This window comes from Rheinheimera soli, from assembly GCF_021290985.1.
In the GTDB taxonomy this organism is placed as follows: Bacteria; Pseudomonadota; Gammaproteobacteria; order Enterobacterales; family Alteromonadaceae; genus Pararheinheimera; species Pararheinheimera soli.
This window is the reverse complement of sequence record NZ_JAJOYU010000001.1, coordinates 33,243-54,853: the sequence shown is the minus strand read 5'-3', so window position 1 is coordinate 54,853 and position 21,611 is coordinate 33,243. Positions and strand designations below refer to the sequence as shown.

The window sequence follows — 21,611 nt, the reverse complement described above, 5'->3', positions numbered from 1 at the left end:
TGTATGACGACCGTGACCACTCCCCAGCCCCAAACTGATATCAGTGTCCTTCACGCTCAACTTCAGCTGTTACAGCAAGAAAATGCCAGACTAAGCTTAATTAATCAGTTTGCCATTGATCTGCATGAGTTGACGGGCGCGGATGACATTCTTAATTATGCTGCGAAGCATGTCGTGGCAGGCTTAGGTTTTGTCGATTGTGCCATTTTTATTTTGGCGACTGATCGGCAAACCCTGGTGCGCAGAGCCGGTACCGGGACCCGCGACTTACCCTCCCATTTAGGTATTGCTGAACTGAAAGTAGGCCATGGTTTGGTGGGGTATGCTGCCAGTACAAAAAACTCTGTATTGGTCTCTGATACCCGGAATGATCCGCACTATATCGCTGACTTAGTTCCCAGCTTATCTGAGCTGGTGGTGCCTATCCTGGATGGGGATGAGTTACTGGGCGTGATTGACTGTGAACATTCTCACATTAATTATTTTACCGTTGAACATCAGCAAATTCTGGAAGTTGTGGCCTCCATTCTGGCCAGTAAACTCCGAAAATCGCAGATGCTGGACACCTTAGAGTCGTCGGTCAGTAAACTTGAATACGCAGAAAGATTACAAAAAGCCTTATACGAAATTGCCTCCTTCTCTTATTTTGCCAATGACTTCTCCAGCTTCTACAAAAGAATGCATCAGATTGTAAATTCGCTGATTTATGCACCCAACTTCTTTATTGCTTTGTTTGATGATGAAACCGAATTATTGCAGTTTCCATACTTTGCCGACACCGAAGACACCTTGCATCCGGATCAGGTGTTTGGCAAAGATGTGTTGGAACACAGCCTGACCGGGCATGTATTTCGGACCAATAAACCGCTGCTGATCCTGCGTGAACAAATAGCCGACTTTGAACGCGAGTATGATGTCAATGCGTATGGTTCTGAGCCCGAGGCCTGGTTGGGTGTGCCTTTTCAGTCCAGTGACACTGTGCGTGGTGTGGTGGTAGTGCAAAGCTATGTCGCTAATATTCAGTACACTGAACGTGATCTGGAATTGATGAATTTTGTCTCCCAACATATCTCCAATGCGCTGGAGCGGGTCTTTTCCGAAAAACGTCTGCAGCATCAGGCGCTGCATGATGCGTTAACCGCTTTGCCCAACCGCAGTCTGTTGATGGACAGAATTGGTCAGGCCTTTAAACGTATGCAACGATTTCCAGCCAATCATCTGGCAGTGATGTATCTGGATTTAGATCGTTTTAAAACAGTGAATGACACTTTAGGTCATCAAGTCGGCGATGATTTTCTGATCCAGGTTGGACGGGTGCTGAAACAATGTATGCGTCAGACCGATACGCTGGCCCGTTTAGGTGGCGATGAATTTGCTGTTGTTTTGGAGGATGTGGCAGGACTTTGTGATGTAACAGATGTGGCTCAACGTATTATTCAGGCGCTGCAGCAACCTTTGCTGGTGGGTGAACATACGTTGCTGACCTCTTGCAGTATTGGTATAGCGTTAGCCAATTCCGGAGATCAACTGCAGTCTGCGGACGAGCTGATTCGCCGCGCTGATATCGCCATGTACCAGGCCAAACAGGATGGTCGTGGTGTGTACCGTATTTATTCTGCGGATATGCAGGCACAGGAGAGCCAGGAGTTCAGGCTAGGACTGGAGATCAAAGCCGCTTTGGCGCAGCAGCATTTTGTGCTGAATTATCAGCCCATTATCAGTCTTGAAACCGATGACACTCTGGGATTTGAAGCTTTAATTCGCTGGACTCACCAGACTCAGGGCCTGATCACGCCGGATCAATTTATTCCTTTTGCGGAAAAAAATGGTTTGATAGGTCTGATTGACCATTATGTGCTTAGGCAAAGTATCGAACAGATCCGTCTGTGGAAAGAAAATTACGCCACGCCTTTTTATGTCAGCGTCAATGTGTCAGGTTTGGCATTTTCAGAGCCGGATTTCGCAACAGCTGTGATCCAGAAACTGGCCGAAGCGGATGTTCCTGCCCGTTATCTGGCGATTGAAATCACTGAACGGGCACTGATTGAAAATATTGAACAAGCGCGTTTGTGTTTAAAACAGTTGCGCCAGCATGGTGTAAAGGTACTGCTAGATGACTTTGGCACCGGGTATTCCAGTTTAAGTTATCTAAACGAATTTAAGCTGGACGTGCTGAAAATCGACCGCTCTTTTATTGCCAATATGAAACCCCGAATTCAGGACAACCCTGTGGTGAATACTGTGATTGCTTTGGCAAAAACCTTGAATTTAAAAGTAGTGGCAGAAGGGGTGGAAACCAGTTTACAGCGGCAGTTATTAAAAGAACTAGGTTGTGACGCCGGACAGGGCTATTGGTTTGCTAAGGCGTTGCCTGCTAATGATGCAGTGAAGTGGCTACGTTAAACCTAGCCGAAATGTAGGGGCGGGGTTTATCCCCGCCCGTATCCGGTTAAAATTCGATTTCAAGCAGGCCACATCAAACCAGACGAATAGCGTCTGCTTCAATAACGATTTTTCCCGCTTTGTACAAAGCGCCTATGGCTTGTTTGAACATTTTTTTACTGACACCAAACTCACCGTAAATCTGCTCCGGCGTGCTTTTATCCGATATCGGCAAGCTGCCGCCTTTGTGCTTTAAGCGCTCTAAAATCACATCAGTAAAAGCCTGAGCTTTTTCATAACCAGGTTTATCCAGCATCAAATCAATACGGAAGTCGTCACGCATTTTTTGCACATAAGCTGTGCCTTTGTAGCCGATACGCAGTGGTTTAAACACCTGATTTTTATACAATAAGCCCCAGTGCTGATGATCCACTACTACTTTGTAGCCAAGGTCAGTCTGAGAAGCGACATAAAACTGTACTTCATCGCCTGGTTGATAATCCGGCGTATCTTTGCCTATGTATCTGTCCAGCTTGGCTGAGGCGACAATACGGTTACTTTTATCAACATAACAGTACACCAGGTAATATTTATCCAGCTGCATCGGAATTTGTTGTTCGCTAAAAGGCACCAGCAGATCTTTTTTCAGGCCCCAGTTTAAAAAGGCGCCTACCTTGGTGATAGCCACAGCTTTGAGCTGTGCTACTTGACCGACCATCACATAAGGTTTTTCTGTAGTGGCAATCAGCTGATCTTCAGAATCCAGATACAGCAGTACTTCAAGCACTGTACCAATCTCTGTGCCGGCAGGCACATAACGTTTAGGTAATAAAATATCACCCCAGCTTAGGCCATCTAAGTACACGCCAAATTCGACCTGCTTTTTGACTGCCAGTTTGTTCAGTTTGCCTAAAGCGAGTTGGGTCATGTGATTACTCCGATGCCAGCAAAGCTGGGTTTGACTGTTGAATAAATTGTAATTGAACCTGCACGCTCTGGGCTGCATTGCCAAACCAGACCTGGCCTTCATTAATAGTGCATTGCAACTGCATAGTGCGGTCGCATAATTTTGCCAGCTCTGCTGTATCTCCCGGGGAGACGGCTACTATGGTCAGGTTTTTTAACTGACTCAGGGCTTTTTGTTCAGAGCTGTACCATTTATCCACTGCAGTGCCGCCGTAAGCGACTAAAAGCAACTGCTCTGTTTTATGGCTGGCGCGACGTAAACGTTTTTCTTCCGGCAAACCCAGTTCAATCCACAACTGATAATCACCTGTCAGGTTTTGACGATAAACAGCTGCTTCATCGTCATCGGAAATACCTTTACCGAAGGTTAAATCTTCATGGGCACACAAAGCGAAGGCCAGCAGACGTAACATCATACGCTCTGTGGTTTCAGAAGGGTGCTGGGCTAACGTCAGGTTATAGTCCTGATAATGATGGCGCGACATGTCGGCCACAGCAAGGCTTGCTTTAAAAATGGTTGCCTTTAAGGCCATAACAAATCCGCGGAACAAATCAAAAGGGCGCTAGTGTACCTTGTTCGTCGGAATAATGCAGCTTGTGTGAATAGCCTGAGATGGAACGACTCAGGCTTGTAGTTGATGATGCTGCTTTTGCCGCAGTGCGATACGGTTCCATGCTTTCTCATGAAAAAAGTAAGCGACAGTATTGATGGCTGGCTCTATGGTCGCGACTAAACCACCCACCAACAGATCTCCGGTTAATACATAGGTGACGCTAAACGCGACGGTAAAATGCAATACAGCAAAAGTCATAGTTTTTAACATGATGTGGCTCCAGATGCCTTAATATGTAATGAGCTTAGCCTGCTGTACTATTCATCGAAAACGAATTAATCCAATCATCGCTATCGTTTTTTATGTTCAGCCGATCCTGAAGTGATATACGAACGTATTGTGTGAGACAACAGGAGCATAGGATGAATTCACTAGAAGTTTTTTATGATGGCGGTTGCCCCTTGTGCCGGCGCGAAATTAATTACTTTCGTGCACTGAAAAGTAGGGTGCCTATTATCTGGTCGGATTTAACCGATTTACATGCACAGCTGCCACCAGAATTGGACAGATGCAGCGCACTTGCGCGTATGCATGTGCGGGTAAACGGCCAGGTCTATTATAAAGGCGCGGCCGCTTTTGCTATGCTCTGGTCGCAATTTGCTTATTGGCGTATGCTTGGACTCTTACTCAAAGTACCGCCCGTTACCTGGTGCGCTGACCGGCTGTATAGCTTGTTTTTGAAACTAAGGCCGTACCTCCAGCGCTGGGTGCAAAAACAGGAGAAACCCTGATGGGGTTAGATTGTCGTGAACTTTTGGATGTCAAAGAGTATGAGTTTTTAATCAACTGGTTTATGCGTCAGCAAAAGCAGCACCAGTTGGCTGAATTGAACGAACCATACAGTTATGATGGCTATTCTTTGTATGATCAAAAAGTGAATCAACTGATTGCTGAAGCCAGCATCGCCTTTGTGGAGACGTTCCAGCGGGAAGCACCTGCTTTGGTCTTTACTAATTTATTTCATTTGGCTGAGCTTGAGTTGCAGGGCAAACGTGATCGATTGATCAAAGCGCCAAAAAGGCTTCAATAGGTGTAGGCAATAAAAAACCACCGCTCGGTGGTTTTTTAAAAGCTTGTTTTGCAGTTACTGCTGTTGCACCCGTTTTAATGCGTCGGTCAACTGAGGGATATCCAGTTTTTCATTCAGTGGCACCAGAGTGCCTGCAGACCAAACACCGTAACTGCCATCATCCCGCACTAAAATCATTTTGTCCTTTTTAAAACTGACCATCTGGTGAGGTAATAAATTCAGCTTTGGATAAGCAGAAGGTTTGAACCAATTATCACCAGGCCAGTTGCTGTGGCAGCCGACCTGAGCCAACAGAGTCGGGATCAAATCCAGATGTTGGGTCACTGTATTGGATATAGCCCGATGTAAAGCAGGCCAACGGCTGTAAAGCTGAGCGGGTGCCAGATCAAATTGTGAATCTGCTGCTTGTTGAGTCAAGACTAACAGATGTTGCCCTTGATCGGACTGAACTAAGTCTGTTGCTAAATCGCTGCTGAATTTTATCTGCACTGGAGCAGCTGCATCTGGGGTTAAGGCTAACCAAGGCAGTAGTTGTTGGAATTGTGCATCACTGGCGCTGATACTCAGTTGTCCGGCTGGCACTTGCGCCATCCAGGCTGGAGCTTGTTGTAAAACGCTCATCATGTCTTTATTCAACTGCATGCTGCCATAAAGTAAATTCAGCAATGCACTGGGTGCTTCGACCGGCGCAAAATGTTGTTGATGTGCTTTAAAGTTCTGTTGCTCTAAAAGTGCAATGTCAGCAGCAGATAAAGCGGGCACAATCAGTACTGTAACCGCGTCCCTTTGTTGATTTGTACATAGCAAAGCTTCTGGTTCACGCCAGTTGGTAGGGCGCTGCAACTGTTCTGCTTTATTTTCTTGTAAGCGGGATAAATCCAGCACTTTGTACTTAGCTAAAAAAGTATTGGCTGTCGCCGGATAAGTAAAAGGCAACACATTGTCCTGTTTCAGCACATCCAGATCCAGCTGGGCATCGGCCCAGATATGCAGGCTGTGGCTGGTCACAAAACAGCCTAAAAACAGATAAAGTGCGGGTTGACCTATACCAGATGCTTGCAGTCGCGGCACTTTTTTCCAGCATAAGTTACTCAGCACCAGTTCTATGGCTAATAACAAAGCAGCGACTACAGAAGTGATCAGAATAAAATTACGTAGATTGGTCACCACCTGCTGACGTAATAAATCTATGGTTTGTTCGCTGGAGGCGCTGCCGACATGGTAGCCAAGGGCGTGATACACATAAGCATCAAAAATGAGCGCAACCAGACCTAAGGTGGCTAAAGCAGCTGCTATACCGCGCACATGGCGCTGGTATGGAAAAATCAGAGTGACAGGGAATATCGTCAGAATAAAAAATAAAAAACACAAAAAGGCGGTGTGGCCCAGCCAGTTGGTCACCAGATACAACCAGCCGGTGATACTTTGTGGCAAAGGTTCTGCCCACCAGTAGGCTGATGTGATCACCAGCGCCAGCAGGATATTAAAAAAAGTAAACCAGTGACCCCAGTTCAGCAGGCGGTTTACTTTATTGACCAATGACAGGTTTTGTTCCAGCACCATAGAGTTATTGTTTCTTGCTGTTGACGGCGTCTTTGAGCGCCTGACCAAAATGAGTCACCACATCCATACGCTGAGCAGCAGGAACACTGGTATTGATAATATGACTGATGGTATTGCCTAAACACATCAGGCTTAATTCTGTCGTCGCATCTTCTGAGCGTAATTGCTCCAGCAGAGTGTTAACGATCTTTTCAATTTGGTCGGTCGAATACTTTGATACAATAGGCATGAAGGTCTCTGCTCGAAATAAAATGGAACAGCGGGGAATACTAGCAGAATTAGCTGAGAACAGGAAAATATATGTCCGTCGATGTGTTACATCTGGCAATAAATTTTATCGAAAGTACTGAAAGTGAGCAGTTGCAGGCGCAATTTCGTCAGGAGTTGGTGCCGGTATCGCAATCTGTGGCGCATTTAATCGAGCAACTGCATTTAGCCTATAACGGCAAACCAGCCAAGGGCTATGCCACTTTTGCTGACGACTTACAGGACAGAATGGCGTTGCCTTTAGCCCAGTGGCAAGCTCAGGAGCGCAGCTTTTTGCAACTGGCGGAACAAGCCACCAGCCAGTTGGTGGTGCAACTGGTGCAGCATCAAATTCAGGAAACCGGTTATTTTATGCTCTGTCATTATCGGTATCTGGCGACGGAATATGTGCTGGTCACTTTATTAGGCAGCAAAGATCATTTCAGTGTCACGCCTGAGTTATTGCTCAGCACCGATCAGCATCTGGATATAGCCCGGATGCAACTGGCAGCCCGTATCGATTTAACCGAATACCAAACCAGTCCGGAGCAAAACAAGTACATTTCCTTTATACGTGGCAGAGCAGGGCGTAAAGTCGCTGACTTTTTCCTCGACTTTTTAGGTTGTGCTGAAGGCATGGTCGCCAAAGAGCAAAGCAAAGTGGTGCTCTCTTCTGTTGAAGAGTATTTATCGGCCTCTGATTATGATGCCAGTGAAAAGTCCGCAGTGCGTAAACAAGTCTATGACTACTGTGAAGAGCAAACCAAACAAGGTTTGGATGTGCATTTACAGGAACTGTCGGCCACTATCGACAGCAGTGATGCCCGTGCTTTTACTGATTATTGTGCAGAGCAGAATATTGAAGTACCAGACCAATTCCCTGTGGATGTAAAAGAGTTAAAAACCCTGGTGAAGTTTTCAGGTGCTGGTGGTGGCGTCAGTATCAGCTTTGAACAAAAGCATTTAGGCGATCGTATCCGCTACGATATAGAAAAAGATCTGCTGATTATTCAGGGCGTGCCGCCGAACCTAAAAGATCAGCTGCAACGCTTTTTAAAAGGTTTTTCCAGCTTTGACAACAAAGGCTAAAATGCCAGCTGAAAAATGCTAGTCAGTGCCACCACCGCCATCAGAGCCACCCTCTGATGAGTTGTGGTGGTCAGTATCAAGCTGTTTGTTCTTGTGTACTTCTGTACCGCTGCCCGCCACTATAGTTCCGGTGACACCACCTTCAGTGGTTTTTTTCTGTTTGATTTCTTTTCTTGGTTTTACCTGCTGGCGTTTTTTATTCAGGCGCAGCAACCACAAATTACCCAGCACCAGGCCAAAAATAATAAGCAGCATCCACCATAGGTTTAGGGTCATATTTAATCCTTACAAATAGTGCAGACATAACGCTGAAAAATCAGCGGCAGATGTTCAAGCAACAATGCTTTATCCGGCAGTTCACTTTGAGTGATAGCGTGAGCCAGCATGCTGTGCTCAAAGGAGTTTAAAAAAACCTCGGCCAAAGGACGATAGCTTAAATGCCAGGCTTCTTTTGCCACGCCGCCTTGATCGTATAAATAAGGCCGGAAAAAGCCAAAGTCGGCAGCACGTTGCTGTAACCATTGGTCCAAAGCGTAAAAAGGACCACCTTGCTGATACTCAGCATCCAGTAATTGCACTTGATAATCAGCTGCTACTGCTGCCTTGTCAAATACATCCAGATCCGTGCCCCAGTGATGACGACTGGCGCCGGGCAAAGCTGAGTACAACAAAATAGCTTCTACTTTGGCAAAGCCAGTTAAGTTATGGATATCAACTTGTTGTTGGGCTTTGTTATAAACAGCGCGCTCACCGCTATATTTAGCTGTCCAAATGCGCGCTTGTTGAGCAAAAGAGCGATAAGACGATACGAGGGCTAACTCGATACCATCCAAAGCCGCAGCCTGTTGCATCTTCTGATATGCGGCTTTGACGTCCGGCAATAAACGATGTCGCTGCTCCAGTTCAACCAGAGCAGTTTCATCAAAACCTGTCAGAAGCCTGGCCAGACTCATTTGGCGACCAGTTGTTGCAAAATATGCTGGTACATATCGGCTAGAGGCTCTAAATCAGCGACTGCTACAGATTCGTTAATTTTATGGATGGTGGCGTTGCAAGGCCCTAATTCCAGCACCTGCGCACCAGTAGGCGCGATAAAACGACCATCAGAGGTACCACCAGTTGTTTCCAGTGATGGCGCATAACCTTTGACTTGTTGCACTGCGTGCACGGCAGCAGCCACCAGTTCACCGCTATCAGTCAGGAAGGGCAGGCCGTTGAGGATCCAGTCGATGCTGTAGTTCAGGCCATGTTTTTCTAAAATCGCCAGAACCCGCTGTTGCAACTGTTCTGCTGTCACTTCAGTGCTGTAACGGAAGTTAAAGGTCAGTTGCACATCGCCAGGTACCACATTAGTGGCACCAGTACCTGCATGAATATTGGAGATCTGAAAACTGGTGGCAGGGAAATAAGCATTGCCTTGATCCCAGACCGTTTGAGCTAATTCTGCTAGCGCAGGAGCTGCTTTGTGAATAGGGTTATCCACCAGGTGTGGATAAGCCACATGGCCCTGAATACCTTTAACGGTCAGATAACCTGTTAAAGACCCCCGACGACCATTTTTAATCACGTCGCCCAATTGCTGGCTGCTGGATGGCTCACCCACTAAACACCATGTTATTTTTTCCTGACGGCTCTCCAGCACTTCGATCACTCGTTTAGTGCCATTGATAAATGGGCCTTCTTCATCGCTGGTAATTAAAAATGCGATATCAGCTGTAAGCTCTGGATTGGTCGCTAAAAAACGCTCTGTTGCCACCACCATAGCAGCCAGACTGCCTTTCATATCTGCAGCACCACGGCCATACAGCATGCCATCCCGAATTTCAGGCGCAAATGGCGGGCTGGTCCACTGATCCAGTGGTCCTGTTGGCACTACGTCGGTATGACCGGCAAAACAGAACAAAGCTTTGCCCTGACCTCTGCGAGCCCATAAATTGAGGGTGTCTTCAAAGAACATTGATTCGATAGTGAAACCTAAAGCTTCAAGGCGCTTTGCCATTAATTGCTGGCAACCTGCGTCTTCCGGCGTGACCGACTGGCGGCTGATCAAGTCTTTGGTCAGATCTAATACTGCTGTACTCATGCGGAGATCCCAAAAATTGTCTGATAATTTTGTTCTGAAAAACCAAGATGATACTGGCCATTGTGTTCAAGCACAGGTCGTTTAATCAGCGCAGGTTGCGCCAGCATCAGTGCTACAGCTTTTTCTGCCGTCATGTCTTGTTTGTCTGCATCCGGCAAAGCTCTGTAGGTGGTACCTTTGGTGTTCAGCAGCTGTTGCCACTGCAACTGCTGCATAAATTCTGCTAAAAGTGCCGCATCAATTCCATCCTGACGGTAATCAATATACTGGTGCGATAGCTGCTGCTGGTCCAGCCATTTGCGGGCTTTTTTAATAGTGTCACAATTTTTAATACCATAAATACGGGTCATGAAGCTATAAGTCCTAAGCGCTAACCAATTGAATAGCCAGCAAGTCATCTTGTAGCGCCTGATGATAACCTGCACGGCAATGAATACTATGAATTTTAGAATGAGGTGCAATACGTAAAAACAATCCAAAGCTCTGGCCAAGTTGACTCAGCAGCGCCTTGTCATAATGCAGCAGTGCTTGTCCTGCCTGAACATTGGCTTGTTCGCCTACCAGCCAATGAAATCCCAGGCCCTGTTTATCCTGACAGTAGAGAGGAAAATCCAGTACCAGTTTCAACCCGCTGGTGTGAATAAACTGCAGATGTTGACCTGTATGGTTTTTCCGGCTGAATAGAGCGGTAAAAGGGCTGTATAAAGTGGTTCCGCGCAACTCAAGCCAAAGTCCGTCGCCTTGTAAGCCTGACGCCATCAGGGTATCGGGGCTTGCCATACGATTGTGGCTGAACGCGTCGACCGGACTTCTGACCCGTAATTTTAACTGTGGGTCCAGACTGGTATGCCAGTGCAACAGACTAAAAGGGCTGAACATGGGCAAAAACATTTAAAGGAGCGTGGCTTGATAGTAACGAAAAAAACAGAATTTGGCGAAGACTTCCTGAAATAGGTGATCTAATTATTTTTCCGGGCATTTAGTCAGTTGGCAGAACTTGTGCGGAGCAGGGTAGTCAAACAAAACTGCGTGTTTCTTTGATTTGAACATAAAAATGTCATGAAAAGCTGATAACTGCAGGTCATTTTTAATGACAAAACGATGTAAGCCTTATGCATTCTTCATTACGGTTGTCCACAGATTCTGTGGATAACTTTGTGTGTTGTTATGTTTAACTGTTTTAAGTTTATGAATTTATTGATTAAATACTAATGGCACAAAATTTGTTTAGTTTAGCCTTCAGCAAATAGTTGAGCAAAGGCAGGAAAGTGATAGTTTTCATCTTCAATCTGAAACTTTCAGCGTAAAACATTTGGACTATGTTTGTTTTAAAAATGTTGCCATTTACGCGATTTAATCTCCTAACCAGAGAATATTTCAAAGGCAGGTCGATTTTTCCTTTAGTTTCAGCCAAAGCTGGACGATAGTAAGTACAGGGGGTAGACTCAGAACTAACGACCTTGTGGTAAATACACCGATCATCAAGAGGAGTGCCTGCGATGTCAGCTACGTTTTCGACACTCAAAGCGGGGATGCAGTACAGCCGCGACTGGCCTGTAGTACCTCAATTAAATGCAGTTTTTCCGGAAAACAAAATTATCCGCATGACTGTATTTGCGCAAAAAACACTACCTGTTATAGCTGTGCTTGGCGCTGTAGTGCAGTTTAATCAGCTTGGATCAAGCCAATTGCCGCTGATCCTGACCATGATGCTGTTTATTTTATCTATGCCGTTTCAGGGCTGGTACTGGCTGGGGAAAAGAGCTCAGACCGAATTACCGCCTGGCCTGAGTAGCTGGTATGGTGAAATTAAACAAAAGATGCAGGCGCAAGGGCTGCAAACTCAAAATCCTCAACACAAGTTGCGTTATGCTGATTTGGCATTGTTGCTAAAACAGGCATTTGGTCAACTAGACAAAACCTTTCTTCGCGACTGGCTTTAAGCCAGTCGTCTGCTTTATTTCCCAGACAAATAAATCCGCTGATAGTAGGTATAAACCCACTCTGGTTTGTAAATCACCAGCAGGGTCATTGCCATGCCATTGAGCAAGGCTTCCGGCAAAGCCGCCAGTGGAATAAAAATTAAGTAACTGTCGTAGAGCTGATGCGCACTGTATTGATCAGCCTGATACCAGGCCTGCAGCAGCATAAAGAGCACTAAACCCAAAGCGCTGTTTAAAAAGGCCCCGATAAATAAATAGATAAACAGATGTCGCTGCACATAGTGGAAACAGAAAAGGTAAACGCCATAATTCAGCGCCAGTACGAGCCAACCACAAACTAAAGCCCATAGCAATTGATCCAGGCTTTGTGTGCTCATCAGCCACTGCAGTGCCATTACCAGCACAAAAAGCAGGCAACTTAAGCGCAAACCAAATAACAACATCAAAGTAGTCAGTGCCAGAAAATGAATAGGTAACGCATCCAGCACAACAGCATCTGTTTGCCATAACAAGGCAAGCACGCAAACACTGGCCCCGGCCACAGGCTAGGGCACGGATTTGTGCGGCAATTCGCGCCAGAAGTCGCGGCTGAATACCAACCCTGCAAACAACAACAGGCAAAATGCCGCCAGCATCAGTTAGCTCAGATCAAAAGTCGACCAGACAGGCGCATGATCAGAAGGACGCTCTGAAGCGCGCAGTTCATAATCTACGTCACTTTCTGTGCACAAAGCGGCCAAAGGTGGAGTCGCCATTACCACGTCGATACGCAGGCCTCTGTTGTCATCAAAACCTTTAGAACGGTAATCAAACCAGCTGTATTTTTCAGTGGCATCCGGATGCAAAGCACGGAAGGTATCTATTAAACCCCAGCCTTTTAATGTCGCTAGCATTTCACGTTCTTCCGGTAAAAATGAACATTTGCCTTCTTTTAACCAGCGTTTGGCATTGGCGGCACCTATGCCGATATCCAGATCTTCAGGGGAGATATTAATGTCACCAATAACAGCAACATAATCATCCGGGCTGTGGTGGTTGATTAAATACTGCTGCAGGTCGGCATAAAACTTTTGTTTGGCTGGGAATTTAGTTTCATGGCTGCGGTTTTCACCTTGCGGGAAATAGCCATTTAATAAAGTCAGGGTTTTGCCGTTGTCCAGCGCAAAAGTGCCAATCAGCATACGGCGCTGAGCATCTGGCGCATCTGTTGGAAAACCATACAACATCGACAGTGCAGGTTTTTTACTCAGAATAGCCACACCGTAATGGCCTTTTTGGCCAAAATAATACAAGTGGTAGCCAAATTTCTGCATATCTTCCAGCGGGAATTCATCATCATGCACTTTAATTTCCTGCAAGCCGACAAAATCAGGAGAATGTTTGGCCAGTAAGGCTTCGATTTGGTGAGGTCTGGCGCGTAAGCCATTTATATTAAAAGAGATAATTTTCATGATGATGCTCTGGTCCACATAAGAGTAATAGCGTTTGAGCTCTATACTAGCATTTTGTCTGCCCTGACGTGAACCGCTGCTTGCTCAGTGCGCCGACAAACTTTAAGCTATGCCTTTGCCTTGATGAGTCTGATGTTGTGAGTTCTGAATTACCAGCCTATCAGTTAAAGTTTTCCGCCAGAAGACGCAGTATTCAACTGAAAATTCAGTCAGGACAGCTATGGGTGTCCGCCCCAACAGGCTGCGATCTGCAATTTATTCAGCAGCTTATTCAGCAGAAAAAAGACTGGATTGATAAACATCTGGGTCAGCAGCAACACACTTCAGAACCGGGCTGGCTGGTGCAGCGGCGAATTCCTTTATTCGACGATAAACTAGAGCTAAAAATTGTACAGGATACTGTGAACCAATTTAGTCTGGACGGCGATTGTTTATGGCTGCAGTTATCAAGCCGAAACAAAAACCAAAGCCAGAGTAAATGGATAGAAAAGTTGGTGACTGAATTTTATCTGCAGCAGGCGAAGCTCTGGTTTGAGCAAGAGGTGCAGTTTCAGCAGCAACGGATGTCACTTTCCTGTCGCGACGTGCGGGTTTGTAATTTTAAAGCGAAATGGGGCAGTTGTGATTCATCCGGTGTACTGAGTTTTAACTGGCGCTTGCTGATGGCACCGGCCTGGGTGGCTCAGTATGTGGTGGTGCATGAACTGGCACATCTGGTCCATATGAACCACAGTAAAAGTTTTTGGGCTTTAGTTAGCCAATTTAACCAGGACGCGGCCAAAGCCCGGCTTTGGTTAAAACAAAATCAACACTGGATGCAGTTGTAGAACTCAAATCATCGCAGTGTTCGCCAAAATAATGCACGAAAAGTACAGTAGTGAGCGTAAAAAAAAGAAAGCCGACCCATAAGGCCGGCAAAGTTTACATCTTGGGAGAATAGAATGGGATGATTCACCAGGTCAGACTCTGGCAGTTACAAAAGATTCCATTTTATTTTCGTTTTTTTGATCTTTGTGCTTTTCTTTGCAGTTTGTTGGCTTTAATGCCCAACAGAAGCTTTCCAGCAGCCCGTGTTTTCTGTTTTAATTCGCAGCACAACCTCACTTCGCAGTGAAACCAATCAACAGCAAATTGGCCAATCAGAGCCGATATTTTCTTTTCAGGACCACAACATGACGAACCCTCTACGTATACAACAGCTGATGAAGCTGGTCGATTTAACCCGTTTAACGGATCAGGATAATGCTGATGCTATGCAGCAATGGCTGGAACAGGATGTGGCCGGTGCAGCAGTTCTGCCAGCAGCTGTTTGTGTCTATCCGGATTATCTGGCACAGGTAAAAAGCTTTTTGCAGCAGCGCCAGCTTGCAGTACAGCTGGCTACTGTGGTTAATTTCCCAGCCGGTACTTTGCCTTTATCAGAAGTACTGGAACAAATTCAGCAGGCCCTGCCCGCTGGTGCTGATGAAATTGACTGCGTATTGCCTTACCAGACTTTATTATCTGGTCAGACAGAGCAGGTTCGACATTTTTTAGCTGAAGTACGCCAAGCCACAGCTGGCGTTTGTTTAAAAATTATTATTGAATCCGGTGAATTAGTCACTTGTCAGCAAATCAGCAAGGCCACAGAGCTGGTGGTGGAGTCGGGGGCCGATTTTGTTAAAACCTCGACTGGCAAAGTCAAAGTTGGAGTTACTGAAGAAGCGGCCCGTATTATGTTGGCTGTTATTGCTGCCGCTGACCGTCCTGTTGGCTTCAAAGCCTCTGGTGGTGTGCGTTCAGTGGAGTTTGCTTTAAAGCTGGTGGGATTGTTTGAAGAGCTGACAGGTAATCTGGCCACCCCAGCCTATATGCGTTTAGGCGCCAGTGCGTTGCTAAATGATTTAAGTCAGCGATTGGATTATTAAAATCTGCTTGTTTTCAGCCGCTGAATTCTGTTCTAGCGGCTGTAACGTTTTTCTTCTTTGAGTTTATTAAACTGTTGCAATAACTCCTGATGGCGCACTCTGTGGTGTTCCGGTAGCGGCATATTGTCGACAATTCTGAAGGTTTTCCGGCATTTTTCCGCCAGTTCCAGCGGTTTTTTCCGTTTTGGATCCGCCATCATCTGTATAGCAGTCTGAATATAGTTCAGCGCACTGCCAGTGTTCATTGGGGCAACTTCCAGTGCTTGTTCAAAGCGGATCAAAGCCTGCTCGTAATTGCTTTCTTTGTAGAACTGAATACCTTGTTTATTGAGTTCGTTAAAGCTGGCCTGACGGCTCAATGAGCGGCTTTGTTGTTCGCTGAACAGTTTTTCCAGTATAGGATCGATAGCGCCGGACAAGTTTTGTAGCTTCTGCGTCAAGGCTGATGCCTGTTCAAACTCACCAATCTGGTTCAGCAACAATACAGCATCTGCAGCACAGTGCGGTATAGGTGGAAGTTCATCCGGTTTTTCCGGGTCGATCTCTGGGTTCATTTGCGAGGTAACACGATCAGACACAGTGGCAAAGGTTTTTTTCGCCAGATATTGTTGGCCGCTTAAAGACTCTAAACGAGCCTGACATATGGTTTCAAACAAATCAAAGTCAAAGTCACGAATGACGGTATCTTCACGTTTTGCTCTGTGAATAGCCATCAGCGCTTCTTGCTGGTACTTGTTGCGTTGATTCAGCTCTTCAGACCGCGAAGCCGCATCAATCACAGTACGGATGTAGTTCAGCAGGTGTACCACTTCCTGACGGGCAGAACGTCTGGTGATTTCGTAAATTTGTTTACTGGCCTGCACCAGATTGGCCAAATCGTCCATTTCCCTGGCGATGTCCATTAGCAAATTTTGCCGACTGACAGAAAAAGGCGAAATAACGATAGCCTGAGTGATCACCACCATGGCCTCTTCCATCAAACCCTGAGCTATCAAATTGCGGGCTTTCAGATCATAAGCTTCGGCAAAGTATCTGTTGGTATCAATAGCTTCATTACAAAGCTCCAGGCTTTCTTCATAACGTTCTTGTTCAAAACACAAGCGAGCCTGCAGCAATAAAGCCCAATTCGTGCGACTAAAGGCCAGTGTTTCTGAAAGCAAAGCTTCTGCTTCCTGATACTGTTTGAGTTTTAAATGAGTTTCGGCCTGAATACGGCCACACAAAGAATGATAACGGCTGGCTTGTTCACGTTCTTGCTTACAGGCTTCGATCACCAGTTCGGGTTGTTCATCAAACATGGCCTGATAAATAGGTGCAAGCTGCTTTTTCTTATTTTGAATTTTAACCAGACGAGTGCGTAATACACTTTGCGAAAAGGGTTTGATGATGTAGTCGTCTGGTTCTGCTTCTACAGCGCCTACTACCATAGGCACCTGATTTTCACCTGTCACTATCATATATACAGCAGCAGGATGCAGCAGTTTTTTCTCGCGCAAATCTTCTAGTAACTGACGGCCGTTTTTGCCTGAACCTAAGTTGTAGTCCACAAATAGCACGTCGTAAGAGCCATGCATGCACTTCCACAAGGCCTGTTCGCCGGTCAGAACAAAGGCAATATTGGTTGCACCCATCGAGTACAGTATGCCTTTGAGCAATAGCTGGAAGGGGCGTTGGTCATCAACAATCAGGACTCGAAGATTTTCGAGAGTTTTGTACGACATTCAGCAAACCTATCGATTCAATTATCGCAAGTGTTGATAATATGTTTGATTTTAGCAAGGAAAATTTAGAGACTTATTTTTGAACTGTAATGCAGAAGGAAAATGGTGGAGGGGGAAGGATTCGAACCTTCGAAGGCAGTGCCGGCAGATTTACAGTCTGATCCCTTTGGCCACTCGGGAACCCCTCCACAAGTGTGGTGCGCATCTTATCAAAAAACATTTTGATGTAAAGAAAATTACTCAACTTTTTTGTCTGACTGCCGATAAAGCAAACAATATGATGTTTTTGTGCAGATTTTATGCTGATAAATGAGTGGCAAACCGGTATTCGGTTAAACGAGGCAATACAGCAACACCGGTTCAGTGATTTTTCGCTGTGGCTGGCTTTTCTGTCGCCTGCTGTCGATGAATCTGCTCAGTTTTATACTCCAGATACACAAAGTGCCAGATTCCAACCGGATCTGTACCAGCAACTGGGTATACAGCAGGCCAGACCTTTTAGTTTTCAACCACAAGACGAACAGCATTTAAAGCAACAGGCGACCGCCTTCCAGCAAGGTGGAGCTGTCGCTTTGCGTTTAATGCACTCGTTACAAGGTGCACCTTTGGTGATGGAAGACAATAAACACAAGCTGCCGGATGAGGTGAAGTCAGGTTTAAGTTTGCATGCAAGACGTCATGTGGTGCAGCAAAAGCCAGAGATGATGCAGGCCGATCCTACCGCTTTGTATGAGATTTTAAATCAGCTGCACGCCTGATACTGAGTTAAATCCGATGTTGGCATTTCTTAAATTTAAGGCCACTGCCACAAGGGCAAGGATCGTTGCGGGATACTCTGACTGAAGGATGTTCTGTTAATACACCACTGCAATACACCCAGCGGCCTTGTTCCAGTTCAAAATCTGATACTTCATCCAGCAGTTCTAATTTATCGCCTGCCAGATAAGAGGCAATAAAATGCACCTGGTTGCTTGTTAATGTCTGCTCGGGTTGTGGCGGATCAGATAGAATTTTTAGCCCAATAAAATGCACTGCGTTGGCGAAGTCGGCAATATCTGCCTCATTGTGTAACGAGCGGGCAGTGGAATGGTAAGTCTGCACTATATAACTGTAGCACTGCGGATCTTTGGCATGATGGCAATAGGCGCTGTACCGTGAACGCATTAGTTGCTCCGGGCTTTTTGCCACAACCTGGCCACAGATCAGCGGTTCACAACAGCTGGAAAACTTTTTACCTGAACCGCAATAACATGGAAAAGACAACACATCCGTCACTTTGTTTACTCACTCTGCTTTTGATACTTCCACAAAGCCTCAATAAACAGCTTCAATGAAATACATCAATTAATCACTTTCATCAGAGCTTAGTGTAAGCAAAACGGTTGTCAGGGCCAAGCCGGTTATTTGTTATATCCGGCTTCAGGACTGTATTAATGACTAACAGCAATACGCTGATTCATGCGCTGAGCTTGTGTGGCGTCGCTGCTTAACTGGTAAAAACAGGTTTGGTGCTGTTCTGCCAGTTGCTGATAATGCTGCAGTGAGCTTTCGCTGAACTGATCCTGCCATACCACTACGGCACTACAAGTGCTGCTGCTTAAGGCGTCACTCAAGACTGTATGAATATTGCTGATTTGTTTTTGCTGGATCATCAGCACTTTGGACATATCTAGATCAAAACCACTGAAGGTCGATTTATCCGGCAACTGATTGGGTGCCAGTAACAACACCCAGCCTGAGTGTTGTTGATGCTGCTGAATAATAAACAGCAATTCAGGCAAGGCCAGCTGACCCGCAGTCACCTGCAGTTTTTGATAAAAAGCCGTTTGACCGGTTTTATGCTGTGACTGATTTGGGTTCAGTGAAGAGTAAGTCTGAACTGCCTTATTTAAATTCAACATAGTGATGCTCCAGTACTGTTTGTATTTACAGTGTATGGATATACAGTAGTTTTCTGTTGTTTAAAAAGCAAGCTCTTTTTACAAAGTTTTTGCTGGTTTTTTGCTCTTTTTGAAAAGATTCCTTGTTACTTATTGTTTTGTAAGATAATTTTTTCAAATCGTTCAGCAGCTAATTGTTGAGCCTGCTGTTGGTCCACTGCAGTTAAGTGTTTACACAGTACTGTACAGGCCTGTTCAGCTGTATTGTCTTGCTGTAAAGCCGCCAAAATAAACCAGCTGTAAGCCAATACGGCAGACTTAGGTACACCAGCGCCTTTTAAGTAACAGTGACCTAACTGAACCTGCGCCTGTAAATGACCTGCATAAGCAGCACGACAGTAGAAAGTAGCAGCCTGATACCCATGCTGTTGTTGTGATAAAGCGACAGCCTGCTGAAAAAGTTGTTCTGCGTCTTGTTGTGTTGTGTGCTGAGCGTCAGTCTGAATGACCAAAGCCGAGTCATTTTGCGGTAAATACGACAACATGCTGCCAGGTGATTGCAACAAAACCTGCAGTAGCTGCTGATGTTCTTTTAACTTGGCGTCCACTTCAGCCAAAGTTAAATCATCAATACCTGTAAATTCTGGGCTTAAAAGCTGTGGTGTTGTCATAAATACAAAATCCGGTTTTGAAAAGCGCGCTATTAGACCCAAGGCATAGGGCAGGGTCAAGTTATTGAGTCTGCTTTATACTGCCTTCTGTCAATTTTCTGACGATAAAGCCAGCCGTGACCTATTGTCTTGCCAGAATCGCGCCAAATCTGTGGTTTGTATCTTGTCGCAGGAGAAGACCATAGTCATATGGTTGTCACACAGGCTTCTTACACTTCACATATTGAAGTTGTATGAGCGCAGTACCATGTGGACAGATGAAAGTTACAGGCAAGAACTGGTCAGTATTTTACAGCAGCGTAAGTTGCAGCCGCTGTTTCAGCCTGTACTGGATTTTAATACCGGCCATATTCAGGGCTATGAAGCGCTGATCCGTGGGCCATCAGACAGTCCACTACATTCTCCTCTGGTGTTATTTAAAGTGGCGCATCAATGCCAGCTTTTGCCTGAATTAGAAATGCTTTGTCGTGAACTGAGCATTGCGGCTTTTTCCGCAGCTGCTGTGCCAGGCGATTTGTATTTAAACGTCAACCCACTGTTATTACTGTCGAATGATCATCCATCCGGGTTAACCCTGGCTCTGCTGAAACAGTATCAATTGGACCCTAGCCGGGTGGTGATTGAACTGTCGGAGCAATATCAGGTAGATGACTCCTCAGTGCTGGTGAATGCAGTGCATCATTACCGTGAACTGGGTTTTCGTATCGCTATCGACGATTTAGGCAGTGGCTTTTCCGGTTTAAAACTCTGGTCTGAGCTTAAACCCGATCTGATTAAAATTGACCGCTACTTTATCAGTCAGGTGCATGCCGACCCGACCAAAAAAGAATTTGTCCGCAGTATTATTGCTTTGGCAAAAAGCACAGGCTCAGCTGTAGTAGCCGAAGGTATTGAAACCCGCGAAGAGTTGCTGCTGTGTCAGGAACTGGGGGCCGATTATGGTCAGGGCTATTTATTAGGCCGCCCTCATGCGGTGATGAGTGCTGTGGTCACGGGTAGTTATCAGCTCAATCCTAATCAGGGCAGTGCGCCAGCTAATTCAACTGAGCAGGTTGGCGCTTTACTATTAACAGTGCCTGCGGTCGCCAGTGTCACCACTGTGGCACAGCTGTTTGATATATTCAGTAAAAACCCACAGTGGTCCAGTCTGGCCGTGGTTGAAGACGAACAGCCTGTGGGTATTATTCAGAAGTCCGTATTGTTTGAACTGTTCTCAAGCCCTTATGGCCGTGCTTTGTATGAAAAGAAAACGGTCAAAGCCCTGATGGATCAGGATGCGGTGATCGTAGACGAGCATTGCAGCCTGGATCAATTGAGTCAGCAGGTGACCGATCAGGATGATGAAGGTAGCTGGTATTTTATTGTCACCCGCGATCAAAAGTATCTGGGGTTAGGTTCGGTGCGGGCTTTATTAAAACGCATCACAGAGAGCAAATTACAAAATGCACGGTACGCTAATCCTCTGACTTTATTGCCAGGTAACGTACCCATTTATCGTGAAATCGATGGGCTATTGCAGCGGCGTAAAAGTTTTCATATCGCCTATTTTGATTTAAACGACTTTAAACCCTACAACGATACCTATGGTTACAGCAGAGGCGATTTAGTGATCCAACTGGTGGCTGAGCTGCTGACCAGTATAGCCGGGGCAGGTGGTCATTTTGTTGGGCATGTGGGTGGAGATGATTTTGTCGTCATTTTCACCAGCGAAAACTGGCAGGAGTTATGTCAGCAGGTTCTGAATGAGTTTGCCGAGCGGGTGCTGTTTTATTATGAAACTGCTCATGTGCAGGCTGGAGGCATTCGCAGTCAGAATCGCAGTGGCGAGCAGGTGTTTTATCCTTTACTCAGTCTGGCGGTTGGGGTAGTGTCTCCCGACCCGAGGTTATGTGTCTGTCATCATGATGTGGCTGCTTTGGCCAGTGATGCCAAAACACAGGCGAAAAAACCACAGGGCAATTTTTTGTTTATCTCACGCCGACGCGGGCCTGGCCAGAATGCCTTAGTCAACTAATGACTGGCTAGACCAATTTGAATCGTTGTCTGAGGTACACTGCACCACTTC

General features: G+C 45.9%; 25 protein-coding genes and 1 tRNA gene. 9 read left to right on the top strand and 17 right to left on the bottom strand.

Features of this window, described 5'->3' with window-relative positions; all coding sequences use genetic code 11:
* Positions 1–3 precede the first annotated feature (3 nt).
* Positions 4–2,403 (top strand): EAL domain-containing protein, encoded by a 2,400-nt coding sequence (locus tag LSG37_RS00255; RefSeq protein WP_233077861.1) that lies wholly within the window; start codon positions 4–6, stop codon positions 2,401–2,403.
* A 73-nt stretch (positions 2,404–2,476) separates the two neighbouring features.
* Here LSG37_RS00255 and LSG37_RS00250 read toward each other — a convergent pair whose 3' ends face one another.
* The 3 genes from LSG37_RS00250 to LSG37_RS00240 all read right to left on the bottom strand — a co-directional run bounded on the left by LSG37_RS00250 (position 2,477) and on the right by LSG37_RS00240 (position 4,172).
* Positions 2,477–3,310 carry a CvfB family protein gene (locus tag LSG37_RS00250; protein ID WP_233077860.1) on the bottom strand — a complete coding sequence of 278 codons (834 nt, stop codon included), beginning with the start codon at positions 3,308–3,310 and terminating at the stop codon, positions 2,477–2,479.
* Positions 3,311–3,314: 4 nt separating this feature from the next.
* Complete coding sequence (locus LSG37_RS00245; protein WP_233077859.1) at positions 3,315–3,881, bottom strand: YaeQ family protein; 567 nt, start codon at positions 3,879–3,881, stop codon at positions 3,315–3,317.
* A 90-nt stretch (positions 3,882–3,971) separates the two neighbouring features.
* A complete protein-coding gene (locus tag LSG37_RS00240) occupies positions 3,972–4,172 on the bottom strand; it encodes a DUF2061 domain-containing protein (RefSeq protein WP_233077858.1) in 201 nt (66 codons plus the stop codon).
* A gap of 152 nt (positions 4,173–4,324) precedes the next feature.
* Between LSG37_RS00240 and LSG37_RS00235 the strand changes: the two genes are divergently transcribed.
* Positions 4,325–4,693: a thiol-disulfide oxidoreductase DCC family protein gene (locus LSG37_RS00235; RefSeq protein ID WP_233077857.1), complete on the top strand. Its 369-nt coding sequence runs from the start codon at positions 4,325–4,327 to the stop codon at positions 4,691–4,693.
* Positions 4,693–4,992 (top strand): hypothetical protein, encoded by a 300-nt coding sequence (locus LSG37_RS00230; RefSeq protein ID WP_008898194.1) that lies wholly within the window; start codon positions 4,693–4,695, stop codon positions 4,990–4,992. The genes LSG37_RS00235 and LSG37_RS00230 overlap by 1 nt, the downstream gene beginning before the upstream one ends.
* Before the next feature lie 54 nt (positions 4,993–5,046).
* On the opposite strand, the gene LSG37_RS00225 is transcribed toward LSG37_RS00230, so the two are convergent.
* Complete coding sequence (locus LSG37_RS00225; protein WP_233077856.1) at positions 5,047–6,555, bottom strand: DUF3413 domain-containing protein; 1,509 nt, start codon at positions 6,553–6,555, stop codon at positions 5,047–5,049.
* Positions 6,556–6,559: 4 nt separating this feature from the next.
* Positions 6,560–6,784 carry a YejL family protein gene (locus LSG37_RS00220; RefSeq protein WP_127021904.1) on the bottom strand — a complete coding sequence of 75 codons (225 nt, stop codon included), beginning with the start codon at positions 6,782–6,784 and terminating at the stop codon, positions 6,560–6,562.
* A gap of 71 nt (positions 6,785–6,855) precedes the next feature.
* On the opposite strand from LSG37_RS00220, the gene yejK reads away from it, so the two are divergent.
* A complete protein-coding gene (yejK, locus tag LSG37_RS00215; protein WP_233077855.1) occupies positions 6,856–7,890 on the top strand; it encodes a nucleoid-associated protein YejK in 1,035 nt (344 codons plus the stop codon).
* Between the two features lie 18 nt (positions 7,891–7,908).
* Here the strand turns inward: yejK and LSG37_RS00210 are convergent, their stop codons facing one another.
* From LSG37_RS00210 to LSG37_RS00190, 5 genes are read right to left on the bottom strand one after another with little or no spacing between them, the layout of a single operon-like run.
* Complete coding sequence (locus tag LSG37_RS00210; protein ID WP_008898198.1) at positions 7,909–8,166, bottom strand: Protein of unknown function (DUF2897); 258 nt, start codon at positions 8,164–8,166, stop codon at positions 7,909–7,911.
* 2 nt (positions 8,167–8,168) lie between these two features.
* Complete coding sequence (locus LSG37_RS00205; RefSeq protein WP_233077854.1) at positions 8,169–8,843, bottom strand: M15 family metallopeptidase; 675 nt, start codon at positions 8,841–8,843, stop codon at positions 8,169–8,171.
* A complete protein-coding gene (gene dapE / locus LSG37_RS00200) occupies positions 8,840–9,973 on the bottom strand; it encodes a succinyl-diaminopimelate desuccinylase (protein ID WP_233077853.1) in 1,134 nt (377 codons plus the stop codon). Before dapE ends, LSG37_RS00205 begins: the two co-directional genes overlap by 4 nt.
* Positions 9,970–10,323, bottom strand: coding sequence for an ArsC family reductase (locus LSG37_RS00195; RefSeq protein WP_233077852.1), 354 nt, complete (start codon positions 10,321–10,323; stop codon positions 9,970–9,972). The genes dapE and LSG37_RS00195 overlap by 4 nt, the downstream gene beginning before the upstream one ends.
* A 13-nt stretch (positions 10,324–10,336) precedes the next feature.
* Positions 10,337–10,852: a PTS glucose transporter subunit IIA gene (locus LSG37_RS00190; protein ID WP_233077851.1), complete on the bottom strand. Its 516-nt coding sequence runs from the start codon at positions 10,850–10,852 to the stop codon at positions 10,337–10,339.
* A 620-nt stretch (positions 10,853–11,472) separates the two neighbouring features.
* Here LSG37_RS00190 and yfbV point away from each other — a divergent pair.
* On the top strand, positions 11,473–11,916 hold the full coding sequence (gene yfbV / locus LSG37_RS00185) for a terminus macrodomain insulation protein YfbV (RefSeq protein WP_008898203.1): 444 nt from the start codon (positions 11,473–11,475) through the stop codon (positions 11,914–11,916).
* Positions 11,917–11,930: 14 nt separating this feature from the next.
* Here yfbV and LSG37_RS00180 read toward each other — a convergent pair whose 3' ends face one another.
* Complete coding sequence (locus LSG37_RS00180) at positions 11,931–12,437, bottom strand: hypothetical protein (protein WP_233077850.1); 507 nt, start codon at positions 12,435–12,437, stop codon at positions 11,931–11,933.
* A gap of 117 nt (positions 12,438–12,554) precedes the next feature.
* Positions 12,555–13,367, bottom strand: coding sequence for an exodeoxyribonuclease III (gene xthA / locus LSG37_RS00175; protein WP_008898205.1), 813 nt, complete (start codon positions 13,365–13,367; stop codon positions 12,555–12,557).
* 137 nt (positions 13,368–13,504) lie between these two features.
* Between xthA and LSG37_RS00170 the strand changes: the two genes are divergently transcribed.
* Positions 13,505–14,194: a M48 family metallopeptidase gene (locus tag LSG37_RS00170; protein ID WP_233077849.1), complete on the top strand. Its 690-nt coding sequence runs from the start codon at positions 13,505–13,507 to the stop codon at positions 14,192–14,194.
* A gap of 345 nt (positions 14,195–14,539) precedes the next feature.
* The gene (deoC, locus tag LSG37_RS00165) at positions 14,540–15,274 is read left to right on the top strand and encodes a deoxyribose-phosphate aldolase (protein WP_233077848.1); all 735 of its coding nucleotides are present in this window, start codon (positions 14,540–14,542) and stop codon (positions 15,272–15,274) included.
* Between the two features lie 32 nt (positions 15,275–15,306).
* On the opposite strand, the gene LSG37_RS00160 is transcribed toward deoC, so the two are convergent.
* Positions 15,307–16,995, bottom strand: a complete 1,689-nt coding sequence (locus LSG37_RS00160; protein ID WP_233077847.1) for a response regulator — start codon at positions 16,993–16,995, stop codon at positions 15,307–15,309.
* Positions 16,996–17,098: 103 nt separating this feature from the next.
* Positions 17,099–17,183: transfer RNA gene (locus LSG37_RS00155), tRNA-Tyr, on the bottom strand.
* 111 nt (positions 17,184–17,294) lie between these two features.
* Between LSG37_RS00155 and LSG37_RS00150 the strand changes: the two genes are divergently transcribed.
* The gene (locus LSG37_RS00150; RefSeq protein WP_233077846.1) at positions 17,295–17,753 is read left to right on the top strand and encodes a VC2046/SO_2500 family protein; all 459 of its coding nucleotides are present in this window, start codon (positions 17,295–17,297) and stop codon (positions 17,751–17,753) included.
* Between the two features lie 7 nt (positions 17,754–17,760).
* Here the strand turns inward: LSG37_RS00150 and LSG37_RS00145 are convergent, their stop codons facing one another.
* The 3 genes from LSG37_RS00145 to LSG37_RS00135 form a co-directional block, all read right to left on the bottom strand.
* Positions 17,761–18,183, bottom strand: a complete 423-nt coding sequence (locus tag LSG37_RS00145) for a YchJ family metal-binding protein (RefSeq protein WP_436286412.1) — start codon at positions 18,181–18,183, stop codon at positions 17,761–17,763.
* Positions 18,184–18,425: 242 nt separating this feature from the next.
* Entirely contained in the window at positions 18,426–18,896 is a 471-nt protein-coding gene (locus tag LSG37_RS00140; RefSeq protein WP_233077844.1) for a cell division inhibitor SulA, read from the bottom strand.
* Between the two features lie 125 nt (positions 18,897–19,021).
* A complete protein-coding gene (locus tag LSG37_RS00135) occupies positions 19,022–19,546 on the bottom strand; it encodes an SEL1-like repeat protein (RefSeq protein WP_233077843.1) in 525 nt (174 codons plus the stop codon).
* Between the two features lie 247 nt (positions 19,547–19,793).
* Between LSG37_RS00135 and LSG37_RS00130 the strand changes: the two genes are divergently transcribed.
* Complete coding sequence (locus LSG37_RS00130; RefSeq protein WP_233077842.1) at positions 19,794–21,560, top strand: EAL domain-containing protein; 1,767 nt, start codon at positions 19,794–19,796, stop codon at positions 21,558–21,560.
* The last annotated feature ends 51 nt before the right edge of the window (positions 21,561–21,611 follow it).